Source organism: Sphingopyxis sp. Geo25, assembly GCF_949769135.1.
In the GTDB taxonomy this organism is placed as follows: Bacteria; Pseudomonadota; Alphaproteobacteria; order Sphingomonadales; family Sphingomonadaceae; genus Sphingopyxis.
The window spans coordinates 20834-40588 of the sequence record NZ_CATKOZ010000010.1 but is presented as its reverse complement, the minus strand read 5'-3'; the positions used below and the strand labels follow the sequence as shown (position 1 = coordinate 40588).

The following is a 19755-nucleotide window of genomic DNA, read 5'->3' as shown; positions in this document are numbered from 1 at the left end:
GTCGGGCAGCGCTCATCATGCGGTCCTATCGCGCGCCCATTCCATCGTTCAGCGGCACACAGGTTCCATTGATGAAGGTCGATTTCGAACTGGCGAGGAACAGGGCGGTTTCGGCGACTTCGCGGACGGCGTCGAGCCGATCGATCGGCGCGCCGCGACCGTCCTGCTTTCGCGCCTTCGATACCCCGGCGTTGCCGCGCGGGGCGTCGGCGCGGCTCGGGACGATGGCGTTGGCGCGAATGCCCTGCGCACCATATTCGGTCGCGATCGCTTTGGTAAGCGCGACCAGACCTTCGATCGTCGCCCTGCGGATGCCCGATTCCACTGCGACACCGGTCGCAGGGACGCTTGCCACATTGACGATCACCCCGCCGCCCGATTCGAGCATCACGGGAATCTGCGCGCGCATCGCATAGAAGGTGCCTGAGATATTGTTCGCGGTCATCGCATCCCACGTCGCGAGCGAGATAGCCGCGAGCGGTGTCGACGGCGCACGGACGGCGACGCCATTGACGGCCATGTCGAGCCAACCGTAACGATGCTTGGCAAACGCGGCCAGGCCGACATGATATTGGGGGTCCGCCGCGTCGCCGGGAAAGAAACAGGCCCGGCCGTGCGCCGCTTCGATCGCCGCGACGGTCTCTTCGGCGCCGTTGCCATCGTGATCGGCGACAACGACATTGGCGCCTTCCTGCGCGAACAGCATGGCGACAGCGCGCCCGATCCCCGAGCCCGCCGCAGTGACGATCGCGGTCTGGCCCTGCAGGACCGGCGGGCGGTCTTCATCGGCGCGAACGGCCTGAAACGGGAAATCCCGGTATGTCATGCGAGCAACCCTCAAAGAGAAATCGGAAGAGGGTGGCAAATGTCATAGCGGCTTACCGGCGATCAACGGGTCGCCGGTTCATGGTTTGTGTCCTGGCAGTGCGCGAAAGCGCGCTTCACGCTCGCGGGTGATCTGCGCAACGCGCGCGACGAAAACGTCGATGAAGGTGCGAACCTTTGCCGATAGAAATTTGCGGCTTGGATAGACTGCGTAAATCTTGGTCGCGATCTGGGCGATCCCCGGAAGCACGACTTCCAGACGGCCTGCGATGACATCCTCCTCGACGATAAGGTCGGGCAATATCGCCATGCCCATGCCATCGAGGGCGAGCAAACGGGCAAGCGTTTCGCTCCCGCATTCGAGCCCGGTCTGGAACTTGACGACCTCGCGGCCAGACGGTCCCTCGAACGGAACCGTCGCGCCGATATGCATGCCCTTGCACAGAAGCAGCCGTGCGCCGTTGAGATCGGTCAGTTTGTCCGCACGCCCGATCCGGTCGAGATAGGCGGGCGAGGCCACAAGCGGAAAGGGCATGTCGACGATTGGACGGGCAATGAGGCCCGGATCGAGCAACCCCGGAACGGTAGCGCGGAGCAAGAGGTCGAACCCTTCCTCCACCAGATTCACAACTCTGCCGCTCAGGTCGATGTCGAAACGGACGTCGGGATAGAGCGAATCGAATTCGGCGAGCATCGCTGAAAAGCGGGCGTTGTCGAACCATCGCGGCACCGCCAGCCTTAACGTGCCCTTCGGAACAACGGTGGTGTTGCCGACCGCCGCCTCGACCTCGTCAAGCGATTCGAGCGTTTGCTTTGCCTGATTGAAATAGAGCGCGCCGGTCTCGGTCAGGCTGACGTGGCGGCTGGTGCGGTTCAGCAAGCGCGTCCCGAGGCGGTTTTCGAGCGCGCGGACATGCTTGCTCGCCATCGTCGGCGACATGTCGTGCCGATCGGCGGCGGCGGTGAAGCTCTTCAATTCGACGACGGTGCAGAACACCCGAAGACTTAGCAGCGTATCCATCGATCATGCACCTACAGGACATGCTGATTGAACTCAACCCTTGTTGATGAAGTATCAGGACATGTGCATTTGGCCCTCGTCGGCAGCCGCTGGATGTCCCCCCGGTCCGCGGCTGCCGACATCCGCTTCCTATTCAACAGCCCAGGACAGATCAGCATGGCCTCTCCCAAAGTCCAGCACAGCGCCGCGCGGTTTGGCCGCGCCGCATTGCTGCTCCCCCTCCTCTTCACGGGCGCTTGCGCGTCCATCCCCAATCTGGGCGACAAGCCCGAACCGCGCGCGGTCAGCGACTATGCGTCGGCGACGGTGCTGGCCGGCGAAAGCGCCGAATGGCCTGCCGACGGCTGGTGGCAAAACTATCGCGACCCGCAGCTTTCGGGCCTCATCGACGAAGCGCTGGCGGGATCGCCCGACCTCGCCGCCGCCGCGGCGCGCATGCGGACCGCACAGGGCTATGCCCAGGCCGCTGGCGCCGCGCTGAAGCCGACCATCGACGCCTTCGGGTCGGTCGATGCATCGAAGCTCAGCCAGAACGGCACGATGCCCGCGGCCGCGACCCCCGATGGGTGGAACGACAATGGCAGCATCGGGATCGGGATGACTCTCGACCTCGACCTGTGGGGCAAGAATCGCGCCGCGATGCGCGCCGCGCGCCTCGATGCGACCGCGGCCGAACTCGAACTCGACGAAGCGCGGCTCGCGCTGACGACAGGCATCGCCGCGACCTATGCCGATCTGGCGGCGCTCCATGCGCAACGCGACAGCCTTGAATCGGCGCTCGACATCCGCACCCAGACGCTGGAGCTCGTCAAGCAGCGCGTCGACGCGGGCCTCGACAACGACAGCGCGCTGCGGCTCGCGGAGGCGCGCATTCCCCAGACCCGGTCGGATCTGGCCGCCACCGACGAAGCGATCGCGCTGACGAAGAACGCGCTGGCTGCGCTGGTCGGCGCCGGCCCCGATCGTGCTCTGACCATCGGCCGTCCCCGGATCGCCGCGCTGCAGGCGCAGCGCCTTCCGGCCGCGGCGTCGGTCGACCTTCTCGGTCGCCGTCCCGACATCGCCGCCGCGCGGGCGCGGGTCGAAGCGGCCGACCAGCGGACCAAGGAGGCGCGCGCGGCCTTCTATCCCAACATCAGCCTGTCGGCGCTGACCGGACTTCAGTCGTTCGGCGTCGACAATCTGTTCCGCGACGGTTCGCACTTCGGAAGCTTCGGCCCTGCGATCAGCCTGCCTATCTTCCACGGCGGCGCGCTCTCGGGCCAGTATCGCGGCCGCCGCGGCCAGTATGACGAGGCGGTCGCGCTTTACGACCGGCAGGTCGTCCAGGCGCTGCGCGAAACCGCCGATGCGGTGACGAGTCAGAAGATGCTGGTTCAACGGCTCGCGTCGTCGCGCGAAGCGCTCGCCGGCTACGAGGACGCCCTGCGCCTTGCGCAGCTCCGCTACAAGCAGGGCCTCTCCACCTATCTCGATGTGCTCACCGCCGAAGAATCGGTTGTCGCAGCGCGCCTCAAGGTTGCCGAGCTTCAAACCCGTAGTTTCACCCTCGACGTTCAGCTGATCCGCGCGCTCGGCGGCGGTTTCGCAGCAGCATGACCCCAAAATCCAAGGAGACAGAAAATGGCCGATAGAGATCCGGGCACCTTGCGTGCCATCGAAGAAGTCCATGCCGACGAAATGGCCGATGCCAGGACGAAGACCAAACGCAAGCAGCTGTTCGGCGCGCTTGCCGCAGGCATCGCGCTGATCGGCGGCGGCTATACCGCCTATGACGTCCTGTCGGCGTCGAAGCACGCGGTCACCGACAACGCCTATGTCGGCGCCGATGTCGCGCAGGTCACCTCGCAGGTGTCGGCGCCCGTCGCCGCCGTGCTGGTTCAGGATGCGCAGCGCGTGCGCCGCGGCGACGTTCTGGTGCGCCTTGACGACACCGACGCGAGGATCGCGGTCGCGCGCGCCGAGGCCGATCTGCACATGGCGATCCGCCGCGTGCGCGGCCTGATGGCGACCGACGGCGGACTGGGTGCGCAGATCAGCGCGCGTGCCGCCGACGAAATGCGTGCCGACGCCGGCGTCGCTTCGGCAAAGGCCAGCTTCGACAAGGCGCGGATCGACCTCGACCGGCGCAAGGCGCTGGTGGATTCGGGCGCGGTTTCGGCCGACGAGCTGACCGCGGTCCGTAACGCCTATGACACTGCCGCCGCGAACCTTCGCGCGGCGCAGGCGGCCCGCGCGCAGGCCGCGGCCGCCCGCGATGTCGCCGTCGGCGATCGCGACGCCAACCGCGCGATGATCGCGGATACGACCGTCGACACCAACCCCGAAGTGCTCGCGGCACGCGCCGCGCTCGACCAGGCGCGCGTCGACCTCGAACGCACCGTGATCAAGGCGCCCGTCGACGGCGTCGTATCGCGGCGCCAGGTCCAGGTCGGGCAGCGGGTCCAGCCCGGCGCGATGCTGATGCTCGTCGTTCCGGTCCAGGCGGCCTATGTCGACGCCAATTTCAAGGAAGTCGAGCTGGCGAAGGTCCGCCCGGGACAGCCGGTCAAGTTGACTTCGGATTTGTATGGCGAGGACGTGGTCTATCACGGCAAGGTCGTCGGCTTCTCGGGCGGTACTGGCGCGGCCTTCGCGCTCGTCCCCGCGCAGAACGCGACCGGCAACTGGATCAAGGTCGTCCAGCGCTTGCCTGTCCGCATCAAGCTCGAACCGAAGGAACTCGAAGCGCACCCGCTGCGCGTCGGTCTTTCGATGAACGTCGACGTCCAGCTCGCCAAGTAAGGCCCGGCAAAGAGGGGCACGCACATGTCCATATTCAAAGCCTTTGCGGAGGCGCGAGAGGCGCCTCCGCTCACCGGCATCAAACTCTACATCGCCGCGATCCTGATCGGGCTCGGCAATTTCCTCGTCGTGCTCGACACGACGATCGCCAATGTGTCGGTCAACACCATCGCGGGATCGCTCGGCGTCTCCGCGAGCCAGGGAACCTGGGTGATCACCTCCTATGCGGTGGCGGAGGCGATCACCGTCCCGCTCACCGGCTTTCTGGCCAAGAAATACGGCGCTCAGCGCACCTTCATCGTCTGTTATCTCGCGTTCGCGGCGATTTCGCTGCTGTGCGGTCTGGCGGGTTCGCTCGGCATGCTGCTCGGCATGCGCGTGCTGCTCGGCCAGTTCGGCGGGCCGATCATGCCGCTTTCGCAAATGCTGCTGCTGCGCATCTTCCCCAAGGAGAAGGCGACGCTGGCCACGGTGATCTGGGCGATGACGACGCTGATCGGGCCGGTCGCCGGTCCGATCCTCGGCGGCATCATCTGCGACAATTATGGCTGGGAATGGATCTTCTTCATCAAGGTGCCGGTCGCCGCCGTGGCAGGGATCGCCCTGTTCATGCTGATGCGGGGCCAGGCCGACCCCAGGTTCCAGGCGGCGATCGACAAGGTCGGCCTCGCGCTGCTCGTCGTCTGGGTCGGTTCGCTGCAGATCATGCTCGACGAAGGACGCAACCACGACTGGTTCGCCAGCCACGAGATCCGGACCCTCGGCATCATCGCCGCCATCGGCTTTGCCGCCTTCCTGATCTGGGAGCTCACCGAGAAGAATCCGATCGTCAACCTCAAGGTCTTCCGGCACCGCGGCTTCGTCGGGGCCGCGACGACCTACTCGGTCGGCTTCGGCGCCTTCTTCGCCAGCATCGTGATCCTGCCGCTCTGGCTACAGTCCAACATGGGCTACACCGCCACCTGGGCGGGCTATGCGACCGGCATCATGGGCATCCTCGCCGTGCTCTGCGCTCCGCTGGTGGGCAAGGCCGTCGACAAGTTCGACCCGCGGTTGGTCGTCTGCATCGGCATCCTCGGCCTTGCCCTGATCATGGTCTGGCGCATGCTGACCTTCAGCAACGACGTCACCTTCCTGCAAATGGCCTGGCCGACGCTCCTCACCGGCACGTTCATGGTCATGTTCTTCGTCCCCGTCACAGGGCTTGCCATGGCGAGCGTCGAACCGCACGAACAGGCCGATGCCGCCGGCCTGTCGAACTTCATGCGGACGCTCGCCGGCGCTTTCGCCACCTCGCTGATCCAGAGCGGCTGGTCGAACGCGACGCGGGCCAACAACACCGAGATCGTCAATGCGATGCAGCACGGCGACGCGGCGGTCGGCTCGATGGTCGCCCAAGGCGTTCCCGCCGACACGGCAAGGACACTGCTGTCATATGTTATCGAAGGCCAGAGCGTCATGCTGGCGACGCTCAACATGTTCGGCGTGATCGCCCTTTGTCTGGGGGCGGCAGCGACGCTCATCTGGCTGGTGCCCAAGCCCAAGGGGCCGATTGACACGAGCGGCGCGCACTAGGCGGCCGATCCGAAGCGGCCCGACAATCCGCGGATACCGGCCCGGGGACAAGAGACCCGGTGCCGGGCGACAAGAACCGGCATCGTGCCCGATCGTCAAACCGACGTCGGTGCCCGATGCCGACCACTCCCCACACAAGAAACAGAACAGGAAATCCTCATGAATATCGTCAAAAGTCTCGCAATCGCTTTCGCTTTCGTAGGCGCCGCTATAACAATGCAGGCGGCCGCCAAGGTCGAGGTCATCCAGTCTTCGTCGCCGGCGCTGGCCAAGGGCGCGACCTTCGCCTGGGCGCCGATGCGTGCCTTCGGAACCGGCGTCCCCGATCCCGCGATCACGAACGAGATCGCCGTCGATCGGCTGCGCACGACGACCGAAGCCATGCTGGAGACGCGCGGCTATCGCCTGACCGAAGACCCGGCCGAAGCAGACCTGCTGGTCGCCTACACGGTCATCATGCAGCCCGAAACCGGTGGCAAGCTGAAGGCCGATGGCGCGGACTGCGGCTTGCCCTTCTGCCCGACAGCGGGCGATTATCGATTGGACGCGAGCCAGCATACGCAGGGCACGCTGGTGCTCGACCTGATCGAGCGCGAGACCGGCCGCCTCGTCTGGCGCGCCACGTCGAAGAAGCGCGTTACGGGCAAGGACGTGTCGGAAGCCAAGTTGACGGTGCTGCTGCGCGACATGACCAAGGCGCTGCCGACGCAATGAGCGGCACCGCCGCGAACGAGGGGCCAAGCCCCAAGCCCCTCGTTCGCTCGACTTTCAGGCCGTCTGACCTTCCCACCCAGGACGCCATTCGATTATCATGAGGCTTACAGATGCGCCCGTTTCGCGCAGCCCCATTAAACCGAGCCCAAGGCAATCGTTGCGAGCGGCATCGTCAGCGCGTCGATCGAACGCCCGCTTTTGTGTGGACGCCGATGAAGGTCGGAACGGCCGGCATGAGGCGCAAAGTTGCCGTGCCCGAACATTAGCAATTCCGAGCAATCCGCAAGCATGTTTGGCAACAGTCGGCGCGTTTGAAGGCATTTCCAACGGAGGCAGGGGCCGGTCTTCGAAGACCTTCAGAATGCTTCTAAAGCATTGAAATCATGGACCAGCGCTTCCTTCGATTCGGGCCACGGCCCTTCAATTTCAGCGCGTAACAGCATAGTTTCACGAACGAGGTGCTTACGCGGCAAAATACCGGCTCCCGAACCCACCTCCGGAACCCAGCCAAGCAACTGAAATATAAGAAGAAATGGCGCACCCGAAGGGATTCGAACCCCTGGCCTCTGCCTTCGGAGGGCAGCGCTCTATCCAGCTGAGCTACGGGTGCCGGTAGAGCGCGGCCTCTAGCAAGCAAGGGCGTCGCCAGCAATGGCCTATCGACCGCCGCGCGCAGATGTGCGAAGCGGGCGGCGATTTGGGGGAAAGCGTATGCGCGCATCCGAGCAGAGCTGGCCGATGGCGGCCGACCTGTATGGCGAAATGCAGCTCGAGGCGGTGCCGCCCGCGAAGCACCGGCTGCGCGACTATCTGCCCGGCGCCTTCGTCACTGCCATCGCCGCGTTCGCCGCCGCCTGGCTCGCCGACCATTACGCCGCGCCGCTGGTGCTGATGGGGCTGTTGATCGGACTCGCGATGAGCTTCCTGTCGCAGGACAAGCGAACGCACGCGGGGCTCGACCTGATGTCGCAGACCGCGCTGCGGATCGGGATCGTCCTCGTCGGCGCGCGGATCACCGCCACACAACTCGTCGAGCTGGGGCCGCTGCCCTTTGCGCTGCTCGTGCTCATCATGCTCACGGTGATCGTCGCAACCGTCGCAAGCGCGCGTCTGTTCCAGCAGGACAGGCATTCGGCGCTGCTCGCGGGCGGGGCGACCGCGATCTGCGGCGCGTCGGCGGCGCTCGCGCTTTACTCGCTGATCGGCGACAAGCGCGTCGACCAGGCGCGCTTCACGCTGACGCTCGTCGGCATCACGGTCGCGAGCGCACTCGCGATGACGCTTTACCCGATACTCGCGACCGAACTCGGCCTCTCGGACCAGCAGGCAGGCTTTTTGATCGGCGCATCGATTCATGACGTCGCGCAGGCGATCGGCGGCGGCTTCTCCTTTTCCGCTCGAGCGGGCGAGGTCGCGACGATCGTCAAGCTGGCGCGCGTCGCGCTGCTCGCGCCGATGCTGATGCTCGTCGGGTTGTGGCTGGCGCGGAGCGGCGAGGCCAATACCAAGACGCGCATTCCGCTGCGCCTGCCGTGGTTCATCCTCGGCTTTCTTGCCGTCGCCGCGGTCAATTCGCTGGTCGCGATCCCGAAGCCCGTGCAGGGCGCCGCGAATACCGCCGCGCAGGCGCTGTTGCTGCTCGCGATCGTCGCGACCGCGATGAAGGCGCGGCTGCACCTGCTGCTCGATCAGGGGTGGCGCAGCTTCGCCCCGATCGTCGTCGCGACGCTGACCAGCTTCCTGTTTTCGCTGGCCGCCGCGATCAGCCTGTGACGCCGTGACGTCACCGTAACACTCCGGGATATCAGCCCTTCGGTAGCGCCCAGCTCACCGTCAGCTGCGTGGCGCGGCGCGGAATATCGAGCTTGGCCTCGCTGAAATTGACCTTCTCGTTCGGCGGCAGCATCCGCACCGGCGGCTTGATCGTCCAGCTATAGACGATCGTCCCCTGCGCATCGCGCAGTTCGGCGAGGATCGGCGGCACGCGCTGTTCGCGATCGGTCGGGTTGATGATCACCCCCGACGCGGCGAAATAGATGGTGCCGTCGGCCAGTTCGCGATGGTCCTGGTTCGGCGGCAGCTCGATCACCAGATCGGGCTCGTCGGTCATCCCGGGAATCCCGAGGCCCTGGGCCCAGCCGGGCAGCCCGAACCAGTAGAGCGCGCCGGTCGCGGCGAGCATCAACAGCGCCGCGCTCGCCGCGATCAGCGTCCAGCGCCGCGCCGGGTTGCGGCGCGGGCGGCGGAAGGGCAGCGGAGCGTCTTCCGCCGGCGGCTGGATCACCGGCGTTTCGGGCGCGGCAAAGGCTTCGGGCGGCGGCGGCGGGGCAGCCGCGACGGGCTCTTCGACGAAAACCGGTCGTTCGGGCACCGCTTCGGGCGGCGGCGCGGCAGGCGCCGGATCGGGCTCGCGCACGACCGGGGCGGGCCCGGCCGCGGCCGGTTCGGCCGCCGGCGGCGGGGTCGGCGGGGTCGGTGGAGCCGCGGCGGCGGGCGCCGCGGCCTCCTGGAACCAGCTATGCCGGCAATTGGCGCAGCGTACTGTCCGTCCGGTGGGTCCGATCGCCGTGTCGGGGACGACATAGCGCGTATGGCAGGACGGGCAGGCGAGGATCATGGCTCCCCTCTAAACATGCCGATTCGCGCGTGGCAAGCTCTGCGTTACGCGCAGCTTGTCGCGGCGCCGGCCCACTCCCCCGCCCAGCCTCCCATAGCATATCGTGCCGGGAGGTTGGGCGGGGGAGTGGGCCGACGCCGCCTCCTGCGAAACAGAGCGCTTTACCTCTGTGGGCAGGCATGTAACAGCCGGGCGCATGAGCGTCGGGGCTGCAATCATCCACGGTTCGTCGGTCGCGCCCGCGCGCGCCATGGGGGCGTCATGACGTCGACGCCCCGGTCTGGCGGCGCGATGGTCGAATTCAGCGGCGTCGGGCTCCGCTATGGCCCCGACGCCGAAATCCTGTCCGACATCAGCTTCAACCTCCAGCCGGGCAGCTTCTATTTCCTCACCGGCGCATCGGGCGCGGGCAAGACCTCGCTGCTCAAACTGCTCTATCTCGCGCAGCGGCCGAGCCGCGGGATCGTCCGGCTGTTCGGCGAGGATCTGGTGTCGATGCCGCGCCATCGCCTGCCGGGCTTCCGCCGCCGCATCGGCGTCGTCTTCCAGGATTTCCGGCTGATCCCGCACCTCAGTGCGCGCGACAACATCGCTTTGCCGCTGCGCATCGCGGGGGTGAGCGAGGAGGATCTGTCGGGCCCGGTCGGCGAGATGCTGAGCTGGATCGGTCTCGCCGAGCGCGCCGAAGCCTATCCCCCGACGCTTTCGGGCGGCGAGCAACAGCGCGTCGCGATCGCCCGCGCGGTGATCGCGCGGCCGCAGCTTCTCGTCGCCGACGAACCGACGGGCAACGTCGATCCCGAGATGGCGACGCGCCTTCTGGGGCTGTTCGAGGCGCTCAATCGCCTCGGCACCACTGTCGTGGTTGCGACGCACGATATCCACCTGATCAGTCGCATCGAGAATGCGCAGATGATGCGCCTCGAAAAAGGGCGCCTGTCCGACCCGACCGGCGCGCTGCGCTATCCGCCGAACCGATCGTGACGCGCCGATGATCATCCCCCGCGTTCCCGTCCAGCACCGCCGCCTGCTCCCCGACCGCCGCCTGTCGGGGCCGACGCCGTGGGTCATCGCGATCCTGATGCTGCTCACCCTGCTCGCAGCGGCAGCGGGTGTCGGTCTCGCGCGCTCGGCGAACGCGATCGGCGACGCGATCGCGGGGCGCGTGACCGTGCAGATCGTTACCGCCAACCCCGTCACCCGCGCCGAACAGGCCGTCGCCTTGCGCCGCGCGGCCGCCGCGCAGCCCTTCGTCCGCTCGGCGCGCGCGGTCGAACAGGAGGAATTGAAGGCGACGCTCGGCCAATGGTTCGGCGGTGCGGAAGGCGACGACCCGGTGCTGCAGTCGCTGCCGCTCCCCGCGCTGATCGACATCGATTTCGTCGGCGAGGACCGCGCCCGCCACATGGGCCAGCTTCGCGCGCTGGTCGCGCGCGAGGCACCGGGCGCGCGGATCATCCCGCACGCCGAATGGCTCGGCCCCGTCGCGCGGCTGATCCGTTCGCTCGCCTGGGTCGCGGGCGGCCTCGTCGTCCTGATGACGCTCGCGAGCGCCGCGGTCGTGATCATGACGGCGCGCGCCGCGCTCGGCACCCATTATGCGACGATCGAGATGCTCCACATGATCGGCGCGACCGACCAGCAGATCACGCGGCTGTTCCAGCGGCGGATCGCGATCGACACGGCTTATGGCATCGCGCTCGGCACGGTCGTCGCGGCGCTGATCCTGCTGCTGATCGGCTGGCAATGGTCGGGGGTCACCTCGGGGCTCGCCGCGACCGCGTCGCTCGGCCCCGCCGGCTGGACGCTCTTGCTGGCGCTGCCGCTATTGGCTATCGCGCTCGCAGCTTTGACCGCGCGGCTGACCCTGCTCGCCGCCCTCCAGAAGATACTATGATCAAGCGCCTGATTTCGCTCATCTTCCTGGCCTGGGTGCTCGGCTTCGCCTGGTTTGCGCTGCTGTTGCCGCAGCCCGCACCCGCCGAAAAGACCGACGCGATCGTCGTCCTGACCGGCGGACCCGGCCGGATCGACCGCGCGCTCGAACGGCTCGAGGCAGGCGATGCCAAGCGATTGCTGATCAGCGGCGTCGCGCGCGAGGTGAAGCCCGGGGAACTCGCCGCCGAATACAAGCGCTCCAAAAAGCTTTTCGACTGCTGCATTGCGCTGGGGTTCGAGGCCGAGGATACGCGCTCGAACGCGACCGAGGTCGCGAGTTGGGTCCAGCGGCGCAACTACAAGAGCATCCGCCTGATCACCACCGACTGGCACATGCGCCGCGCCGAATATGAGATCGGCCGCGCGGTCGGCGACACGGTTCGGATCGTCCCCGACGCGGTGCGCAGCCAGCCGAACTTCGCGACCCTGTTCCGCGAATATCATAAATATCTCGCCGGGCTGGCGGGCGGGCTCCTCGGCCTCTAGAAACCGCGCCGATGCGCTACACCATCGCCCTTCTCCGCTCGATCCTCTTCTGGCTGCTGTTCGTGATCATGAGCAGCATCTCGTCGATCGGCGCCGTCATTTCGCTGCCGGTCTCGCACCATGCGACGATCTGGTTCGTGCGCATCTGGGCGCAATTCCACCGGCTGATCTGCCGCTTCGTGCTCGGGCAGAGGATCGTCGTTGAGGGCGACATGCCCGATATCCCCATCCTCTACGTCTTCAAGCATGAGGGCGCGTTCGAGACGATCGAACAGCCGATGCTGTTCAGGCATCCGGCGGTATTCGCGAAGGAAGAGCTCTTCTCGATCCCCGTCTGGGGGCAGGCGGCGCGCTTCTATGGCCTGATCCCGGTCGACCGCGACGGCGGCGGCAAGGCGATGCGCGCGATGCTGAACGCCGCCAAGGGCGCGCTGGCGAAGGGTCGTCCGCTGGTGCTGTTCGCCGAGGGAACGCGCGTGCCGCACGGGTCGGCGCCGCCGCTCCGCTCGGGCTTCGCGGGCGTTTACCGGATGCTCGGCGTGCCCGTGATCCCGGTCGCGGTGAACAGCGGCCTCGTCTATCCGCCGCGCCGCTGGGTCAAATGGCCGGGCACGATCACCTACCGGATCGGCGAGACGATCCCCGCCGGCCTGCCGCGCGAAGAGGCCGAGGAGCGGGTCTGGCGCGCCATCAATGCGCTGAACCCGCCCGAGGCGCTGCTTTCGGCCAGATAGCGGCACTGGCCCGCCGCCGCTTTCCGTGTCAGCGGAAAATCAATGCCGCCGCCCGAAATCGGGCGCGGCATCATCCTGCCCCTGTTCGATGATCGAGCGCCGGATCGCGCGGGTGCGCGTGAACCAGTCCTCGAGCTTTGCTCCGTCGCCGCGACGGATCGCCTGCTGGAGCGCGGTGAGATCCTCGTTGAAGCGCTGCAGCGTTTCGAGCACGGCATCCTTGTTCGCCAGGAACACGTCGCGCCACATCACCGGGTCGCTCGCCGCGATGCGCGTGAAATCGCGGAAGCCGCCCGCCGAATATTTGATGACCTCGCTCTCGGTCACTTCCTCCAGCTCGCTCGCGGTGCCGACGATCGTATAGGCGATGAGGTGCGGCAGGTGGCTGGTCACCGCGAGCACCATATCGTGATGCGCCGCATCCATCGTGTCGACCTTGGCGCCGAGCGCTTCCCAGAAGCCCGACAGTGCCGCCACGGCGTCGGCGGGCGCGCTCGCGCCCGGCGTCACGATGCACCAGCGTCCCTCGAACAGGGTCGCGAAGCCAGCGGCGGGTCCGCTGTTCTCGGTCCCCGCGACCGGATGCGCGGGAATGACGACATGGTCGGGGAGCGCCTTCGCCAGCGCATCGGCGACCCCCGCCTTCGACGATCCGACGTCGGAAATGATCGCATCGGGCTTCAGTCCCGAGACGATCGCGGCGGCCGCATCGGCCATCCGCCCCACCGGCACCGCGAGAATGACGAGGTCGGAGCCCAGGACGGACGCGGCGGGATCGTCGGCGATCGTATCGCACAGCCCGAGCGCCCGCGCCTCTTCGCGCACATCGGCGCTGGCGTCATGGCCGGTCACCGTCACCTGCGGCAGCCGCGCCTTCGCGGCGCGCGCGATCGACGAGCCGATCAGCCCCAGCCCGACGACCGTGACCCGCTCGATCGCCATCAGCCGGCGAGCGCCGCGCGGATCGCCGCCGCCAGCCCGCGCGTTTCCGCCTCGGTACCGATCGTCATGCGCAGCGCCTGCGGAATCCCCTGCCCCGGCAGCCAGCGGACGATATAGCCCGCGTCCATCAGCCGGTTGTAGACCGTCTCGGCGCTGACCTCGCCCTCGAACAGCACGAGCAGGAAGTTGGTCGCCGACGGCACGACGCGGACGCCATGGTTGCCGAGGCTTTCGAGCTCCTGCGCCAGCCACGCGCGCCACCTGGCATTATGGTCGCGGCTGTTTGCGACGAAATCCTCGTCGCCGAGCGCGGCAATCGCCGCCGCCTGCCCCGCGCGCGTGACGTTGAACGGCAGGCGGATACGGTGCAGCGCCGAAATCACCTCGGCGGCGGCATAGCCCCAGCCGATCCGTTCGGCGGCAAGGCCGTGGATCTTCGAGAAGGTGCGCGTGACGAAGACATTCGGCTGCGTCTTCGCAAGCTCCAGCCCGCCATCGTCCTCGGCCGCCGAAAGATATTCGCTATAGGCCTGGTCGATCACGAACAGCACGTCCTTGGGCAGCCCCGCATAGAGCCGCTGCACCTCCTCGCGCGTCGCGAGCGTGCCCGTGGGATTGTTCGGGTTGGCGAGATAGACGACGCGGGTCTTGTCGGTCACCGCCGCAAGCAGCGCATCGACGTCGGTCGCATAGTCGCGATCGTCGGCCTCGACCGGCGTAGCGCCGACGCGGCGCGCGGCGATTTCATAGACCGCGAAGCCATAGCGCACATAGAGAATCTCGTCGCCCGGCCCCGCATAAGTGCCCGCCGCCAGGTGCAGCAGCTCGTCGGAGCCGTTCCCGCAGATGACCCGCGCCGGGTCGAGCCCGAACTTCGCCGCAATCGTCGCGCGCAGCTCGTTCGCGCCCGGGTCGGGGTAACGCGACAGCGCGTCGGCCGCCGCCTGCGACGCCGCGAACGCCGCGCGCGCCTTGTCCCCGGTGCCGAGCGGATTTTCGTTCGCGCTGAGCTTGATCAGCGGGCGACCGTCGGCACCGGCCGACTTGCCGGGCACATAGGGTGCGATGCCGCTGATCCACGGCTTCGGAGTGAGGGTCGGGGTCGCGTCGGTCATGCCGCGCCGTTTAGCGGCTGTGCGCCCCAAGTCCAGCACGTTGACAGCCTGTCCGCGCCCGCTTAGCCCCGCGCGCACGATGGCAAGCCTGCTTCACCAGATCCAGCACCAGAGCGTGACGATTCCCGCAGCCCTGCCGCTCGACAGCGGCCAGTCGCTGCCGTCGGTGACGATCGCCTGGCAAAGCTATGGCGCGCTCGACGCCGACAGGTCGAATGCGGTGCTGATCTGCCACGCGCTCACCGGCGACCAATATGTCGCGAGCGACCATCCCGCGACGGGCAAGCCCGGCTGGTGGGCGCGGATGGTCGGACCCGGCAAGCCCATCGACACCGATCGCTTCCACGTCATCTGCGCCAACGTCCTCGGCAGCTGCATGGGGTCGAGTGGCCCCGCGACCCCCGACGCCGCGACCGGTGCGCCGCTGGGCATGGCCTTCCCCGTCATCACCATCACCGACATGGTGCGCGCGCAGGCGATGCTGCTCGATCATCTGGGGATCGAGCGGCTTCATGCCGTCATCGGCGGATCGATGGGCGGTATGCAGACGCTGGCGTGGGCTGCCTCTTATCCCGAACGGCTGCGCTCGGCGATCGTGATCGCCAGTGCAGCGCGCCATTCGGCGCAGAATATCGCGTTCCACGAGGTCGGACGGCAGGCGATCATGGCCGATCCCGACTGGCAGGATGGCCAATATTACGGCAGCGCACGGGCGCCCACAAAAGGCCTCGCGGTCGCGCGCATGGCCGCACACATCACCTATCTGTCCGAGGAAGGGCTGACCGAGAAGTTCGGCCGCCGCCTGCAGGCGCGCGACATCAAGAGTTTCGGCTTCGACGCCGATTTCCAGATCGAATCCTATTTGCGGCACCAGGGGCTGGCCTTCACCGACCGCTTCGACGCCAACGCCTATCTCTATATCACCCGCGCGATGGACTATTTCGACCTCGCCGAACCGCATGACGGGCGCCTTGCAGGCGCCTTCGCGAACGCCAAGGATGTACGCTTCACGCTGGTGAGCTTCGACACCGACTGGCTCTATCCGACCGCCGAATCGCGGCGCATCGTCCAGGCGCTCCATTCGGTGGGTGCGGCGGCGAGTTTCGTCGAGCTGTCGGCGCCCTTCGGCCACGACAGCTTCCTGCTCGATGTCCCTGCGCTCGACCGGATCATGGCGGGCGCGCTCGGAGCCGGCTGGTGAGCGCGCTTCGCCCCGATCTGCGCATCATCGCCGATGCGATTCCGGCGGGGGTGCGCGCGCTCGACATCGGCTGCGGCGACGGCGCGTTGATGGCCGAACTGCGCGCCGAAAAGCAGATCGACGCGCGCGGGCTCGAAATCGACGCTGCGGCGATCGAGGCAGCGATGGCGCAGGGGCTGTCGGTGGTGCAGGGCGACGCAAACCGCGACCTCGCCGATTATCCCGACGATGCGTTCGACTATGCCATCCTGTCGCAGACGCTGCAGACGACCGAACGCCCCGACCGCGTCGTCGGCGAACTGCTCCGCATCGCGCCGCGCGCGTTCGTCAGCTTCCCCAATTTCGCGCACTGGCGCGTGCGATTGTCGCTGCTATGGACGGGCCGGATGCCGGTGACGCGGCTGCTGCCCGTCGCCTGGTACGAGACGCCGAACATCCACCATGTGACCGTCCGCGACTTTCGCGAGCTGCTGCGCGAAAAAGGCATCCGGGTCGAGGGCGCCTGGTATCTGTCGGGCGACAAGCCGACGAGCGACGCCGCCGCGAGCTGGCGCGCCGAGCACGCGATCTTCCTGATCGCGCGCGGTTAATCCCGCTTTTTCAGTCCGTTCGCGAGCATGTCGTTGGCGATCCGCGCCACATCGGCGATGTCGGCGTCGGCATCCCACAATCCGTAGCGCATCCCCAGGAACACGTTCATCCCCGCGATCGCCCAGGCATGGACCTCGCTCGCATCCGCGCGGATCTCGCCGCGCGCCGCGCCGGCTTCCAACCGCTGCCGCATACGTTCGACCGTCGTTTCATAGTGGCGGCGATAGCTTGCGTAATCGACGAACTCGGCCTCGTCGATGATGCGATAGATTTCCTTGTGCTCGCGCACGAAGCCGAGGAAGGATTCAAGGCCGATCCGCTCGGCGCTGATCTCGTCGGGGGCCGCCTGCACGCGCGGGGTGACATGGTCGCGCAACTGCTCGCTCATATAGCGGACGAGCGCCTGGAAGATTTCGTCCTTCGAATCGAAATAGGTGTAGAAACTGCCGAGCGCGGTGCCGGCGCGGCGCGTGATGCCGCTGATCGACGCATCGTGAAACCCGCGCTCGCCAAACTCGGTCGCCGCGGCGTCGAGCAGCTTGCGCAAGGTCCGCCGCCCGCGCTCGGTGCGCGGTGTCTTGTCGGGATTCCCCGTTTCTTCCGCCCGTAGCGGCGCCGATGAGCGCGGCTGATCCATTGCCTTGCCTTCCCGTCCCCTGTCCGCCTGCCCCTCCTCGGGTTACCGCCAGCGTGACCTTTTCGCATCACCGGCAGGCAAAACATAGCGGTTTCACATTCCAAGTTGAAACTTGGTTCATGTTTCATTATTGGGTGGCGCGCGGCTTGGCAAGACCGGGCCCAAGAAAAGAGGAGGGACGGCGAGGGGTCGTCCGCCACATGGGAGAGTTTTCATGCGTCCTTTCGCCCGCCAGCTGCGCCGTGCCATCTATGCAACGAGCGCGCTTTCGATCCTCGCCTTCACGCCTGCCGCCTTCGCCCAGGAAGAAGGCGCAAGTGCCGATGCCGGCGATGAGGAGATCATCGTCACCGCCCGCCGCCGCGACGAACGGCTGATCGACGTTCCGGTCGCGATCACCGCCTATTCGGGCGAAGCGCTCGAAAAGGCCGGCGCGATCGACATCACCGAAATCGGGCAGACCACGCCGAACACGACGCTCGAAGTCTCGCGCGGCTCGAACTCGACGCTGACCGCCTTCATCCGCGGCGTCGGCCAGCAGGACCCCGTATCGGGTTTCGAACAGGGCGTCGGCCTCTACCTCGACGACGTCTATCTGAACCGCCCGCAGGCGGCAGTGCTCGACATCTATGACGTCGAGCGCATCGAAATTTTGCGTGGGCCGCAGGGCACGCTCTATGGCCGCAACACCATCGGCGGCGCGGTCAAATATGTCACCGCCCCATTGCCGCAGGATTTCTCGCTCAAGATCAAGGGCACGCTCGGAACCTACAAGCAGGCCGACCTGATCGTTACCGCCAGCACCCCGATCGGTGATCTGCTTCGCATCGGCGGCTCGGTCGCGCGACTCTCGCGCGGCGGCTTCGGCGACAATCTCACCACCGGCCTCGAAAATTACAACAAGGATGTCTGGGCGGGTCGCGGAACCGTCGAGTTCGGCGGCTATGGCGAGCCGGTGCTGATCCGCATCTCGGGCGACTATAGCAAGGACAAGAGCGATCCGCGCGGCGGCCACCGCCTGATTCCCAGCCTCGCGACAAACGCGCCGGTGCTCGACGACGTCTATGACAGCCGCGGCGGTCTCGTCGATCCCAAGCAGAGCATCGAGGCTTACGGCCTCGCGATGAATGTCACCGCCGAGCTCAGCGACACGGTCACGCTCCGCTCGATCAGCGCCTGGCGCAAGGACAAGTCGGCGACCCCGATCGATTTCGACGCTTTGCCCGCGGTCGATGTCGACGTTCCCGGCTTCTATTTCAACGAACAGGTCAGCCAGGAATTCCAGCTCCTGTACGAAGGCGACAAGCTGAAAGGCCTGCTTGGCTTCTATTATCTCGACGCGACCGCCGACACGCTTTTCGACGTCCGCATCTTCAACACATTTGCCGGGCTGACCGCCTTCACCGAGGCCGATGTCGATACCAAGACCGCGGCCGTGTTCGGCGATTTCACCTATGATTTCACCGACCAGTTCAGCCTGTCGCTCGGCGGCCGCTATACGTGGGACAAGCGCGAGGCTTCGATCCTGCGCCAGAATTATCTGGGCGGCGGATCGCCGGTGTTCGGCGGCGCGGGCGTTCCCTTCGGCGCACCGGGCACCGATTTCGAGGGCAGCCGCAAGTTCAACAAATTCACCCCGCGCGCCTCGCTGACCTTCAAGCCCACGCCCGATCACACGCTCTACGCAAGCTATTCGCAGGGCTTCAAGGGTGGCGGCTTCGATCCGCGCGGCGTCGGGGCCAACGCGCCCGACCTCGACGGCAACGGCACACGCAGCGACGCTGAAATCGCCGCCTTCCTGAGCTTCCGCCCCGAAAAGGTCGAAAGCTACGAGCTCGGCTACAAGGGCAGCCTGTTCGACGGCGGGCTGAACGTCGCGATTGCGGGCTTCTATGCCGACTATACCGACGTCCAGATCCCCGGCTCGGTCGCTTGCACCGTCGGCGGCCTGCCCAGCTTCTGCGGCATCGTGTCGAACGCCGGCAAGGCGACCTTCAAGGGCCTCGAGTTCGAGGGCCGCGCGCGGCTCGGCGAGGATCTGGCGGCGGCGGGCGACCGGCTGACGCTGTCGACCGCGCTCGGCTATATCGATGCGCAGTACAAGCGCTTCGTCACCAATATCGCCGGCGTGCCGACCGACGTCGCCGATTTCCGCCGCGTCCAGAACACGCCCAAATGGACCGCCAGCGGCACGCTCGCCTATTCGGCCCCGGTCGGCGACGGCGACATCAGCTTCGGTACGACGCTGTCGTACCGCAGCAAGACCAACCAGTTCGAAATTCCGAACCCCTATATCGACCAGAAGGGCTTCGCGCTGTGGGACGCCAGCCTCGTCTACACCGCGCCCGAAGGCCGCTGGAGTCTCGGCGTGTTCGGCAAGAACCTGACCGACAAGCACTACAAGACCTCGGGCTATACCTTCATCGGCGTGAACCCGGTTACCGGCGTGCCGATCCTCGGCGCGAACGGCTTGCCGACCTCGGCGCTGGGCACCGAAGGCACACTGACCGCCTTCTACGGCAACCCGCGCCAGGTCTTCGTCACCGGCACGGTCAAATTCTGATCGCAAGGTAAT

The 19755-nt window shown here is 66.8% G+C and carries 18 protein-coding genes and 1 tRNA gene; 12 read left to right on the top strand and 7 right to left on the bottom strand.

Going from position 1 to position 19755, the window contains the following annotated elements:
• Positions 1-25: 25 nt before the first annotated feature.
• Both QOL68_RS18215 and QOL68_RS18210 read right to left on the bottom strand, forming a co-directional pair.
• A complete protein-coding gene (locus QOL68_RS18215) occupies positions 26-826 on the bottom strand; it encodes an SDR family NAD(P)-dependent oxidoreductase (RefSeq protein WP_282950396.1) in 801 nt (266 codons plus the stop codon).
• 78 nt (positions 827-904) lie between these two features.
• Positions 905-1846 carry a LysR family transcriptional regulator gene (locus QOL68_RS18210; protein ID WP_282950397.1) on the bottom strand — a complete coding sequence of 314 codons (942 nt, stop codon included), beginning with the start codon at positions 1844-1846 and terminating at the stop codon, positions 905-907.
• Positions 1847-2002: 156 nt separating this feature from the next.
• Here QOL68_RS18210 and QOL68_RS18205 point away from each other — a divergent pair, with 156 nt between their 5' ends.
• The 4 genes from QOL68_RS18205 (at position 2003) to QOL68_RS18190 (ending at position 6919) form a co-directional block, all read left to right on the top strand.
• Entirely contained in the window at positions 2003-3445 is a 1443-nt protein-coding gene (locus QOL68_RS18205; RefSeq protein WP_282950398.1) for an efflux transporter outer membrane subunit, read from the top strand.
• Between the two features lie 24 nt (positions 3446-3469).
• Positions 3470-4630, top strand: coding sequence for an HlyD family secretion protein (locus tag QOL68_RS18200; RefSeq protein WP_282950399.1), 1161 nt, complete (start codon positions 3470-3472; stop codon positions 4628-4630).
• Between the two features lie 24 nt (positions 4631-4654).
• Positions 4655-6205: a DHA2 family efflux MFS transporter permease subunit gene (locus tag QOL68_RS18195; protein WP_282950400.1), complete on the top strand. Its 1551-nt coding sequence runs from the start codon at positions 4655-4657 to the stop codon at positions 6203-6205.
• A gap of 159 nt (positions 6206-6364) precedes the next feature.
• Positions 6365-6919, top strand: a complete 555-nt coding sequence (locus QOL68_RS18190) for a DUF4136 domain-containing protein (RefSeq protein WP_058457366.1) — start codon at positions 6365-6367, stop codon at positions 6917-6919.
• A gap of 533 nt (positions 6920-7452) precedes the next feature.
• On the opposite strand, the gene QOL68_RS18185 is transcribed toward QOL68_RS18190, so the two are convergent.
• Positions 7453-7529, bottom strand: a tRNA-Arg gene (locus QOL68_RS18185).
• Positions 7530-7630: 101 nt separating this feature from the next.
• Between QOL68_RS18185 and QOL68_RS18180 the strand changes: the two genes are divergently transcribed.
• Entirely contained in the window at positions 7631-8692 is a 1062-nt protein-coding gene (locus QOL68_RS18180) for a YeiH family protein (RefSeq protein WP_282950401.1), read from the top strand.
• A 31-nt stretch (positions 8693-8723) separates the two neighbouring features.
• Here the strand turns inward: QOL68_RS18180 and QOL68_RS18175 are convergent, their stop codons facing one another.
• On the bottom strand, positions 8724-9536 hold the full coding sequence (locus QOL68_RS18175) for a zinc-ribbon domain-containing protein (RefSeq protein WP_282950402.1): 813 nt from the start codon (positions 9534-9536) through the stop codon (positions 8724-8726).
• Between the two features lie 261 nt (positions 9537-9797).
• On the opposite strand from QOL68_RS18175, the gene ftsE reads away from it, so the two are divergent.
• From ftsE to QOL68_RS18155, 4 genes are read left to right on the top strand one after another with little or no spacing between them, the layout of a single operon-like run.
• Positions 9798-10520 carry a cell division ATP-binding protein FtsE gene (ftsE, locus tag QOL68_RS18170; RefSeq protein ID WP_282950403.1) on the top strand — a complete coding sequence of 241 codons (723 nt, stop codon included), beginning with the start codon at positions 9798-9800 and terminating at the stop codon, positions 10518-10520.
• Between the two features lie 7 nt (positions 10521-10527).
• Positions 10528-11433 carry a cell division protein FtsX gene (locus tag QOL68_RS18165; protein WP_204993564.1) on the top strand — a complete coding sequence of 302 codons (906 nt, stop codon included), beginning with the start codon at positions 10528-10530 and terminating at the stop codon, positions 11431-11433.
• Positions 11430-11960, top strand: coding sequence for a YdcF family protein (locus tag QOL68_RS18160; RefSeq protein WP_282950404.1), 531 nt, complete (start codon positions 11430-11432; stop codon positions 11958-11960). The genes QOL68_RS18165 and QOL68_RS18160 overlap by 4 nt, the downstream gene beginning before the upstream one ends.
• Before the next feature lie 11 nt (positions 11961-11971).
• On the top strand, positions 11972-12694 hold the full coding sequence (locus tag QOL68_RS18155) for a lysophospholipid acyltransferase family protein (RefSeq protein WP_282950405.1): 723 nt from the start codon (positions 11972-11974) through the stop codon (positions 12692-12694).
• Positions 12695-12733: 39 nt separating this feature from the next.
• On the opposite strand, the gene QOL68_RS18150 is transcribed toward QOL68_RS18155, so the two are convergent.
• Both QOL68_RS18150 and hisC read right to left on the bottom strand, forming a co-directional pair.
• The gene (locus QOL68_RS18150) at positions 12734-13639 is read right to left on the bottom strand and encodes a prephenate/arogenate dehydrogenase family protein (protein WP_282950426.1); all 906 of its coding nucleotides are present in this window, start codon (positions 13637-13639) and stop codon (positions 12734-12736) included.
• Positions 13636-14751 carry a histidinol-phosphate transaminase gene (hisC, locus tag QOL68_RS18145; protein ID WP_282950406.1) on the bottom strand — a complete coding sequence of 372 codons (1116 nt, stop codon included), beginning with the start codon at positions 14749-14751 and terminating at the stop codon, positions 13636-13638. Before hisC ends, QOL68_RS18150 begins: the two co-directional genes overlap by 4 nt.
• Before the next feature lie 79 nt (positions 14752-14830).
• Between hisC and metX the strand changes: the two genes are divergently transcribed.
• The gene (metX, locus tag QOL68_RS18140) at positions 14831-15952 is read left to right on the top strand and encodes a homoserine O-acetyltransferase MetX (RefSeq protein ID WP_282950407.1); all 1122 of its coding nucleotides are present in this window, start codon (positions 14831-14833) and stop codon (positions 15950-15952) included.
• On the top strand, positions 15946-16542 hold the full coding sequence (metW, locus tag QOL68_RS18135; RefSeq protein WP_204993615.1) for a methionine biosynthesis protein MetW: 597 nt from the start codon (positions 15946-15948) through the stop codon (positions 16540-16542). The genes metX and metW overlap by 7 nt, the downstream gene beginning before the upstream one ends.
• Here metW and QOL68_RS18130 read toward each other — a convergent pair.
• Entirely contained in the window at positions 16539-17180 is a 642-nt protein-coding gene (locus QOL68_RS18130) for a TetR/AcrR family transcriptional regulator (RefSeq protein WP_058454298.1), read from the bottom strand. The two genes, metW and QOL68_RS18130, sit on opposite strands and share 4 nt — an antisense overlap.
• Positions 17181-17394: 214 nt before the next feature.
• Here QOL68_RS18130 and QOL68_RS18125 point away from each other — a divergent pair, with 214 nt between their 5' ends.
• The gene (locus QOL68_RS18125; protein WP_282950408.1) at positions 17395-19743 is read left to right on the top strand and encodes a TonB-dependent receptor; all 2349 of its coding nucleotides are present in this window, start codon (positions 17395-17397) and stop codon (positions 19741-19743) included.
• Positions 19744-19755 lie beyond the last annotated feature (12 nt).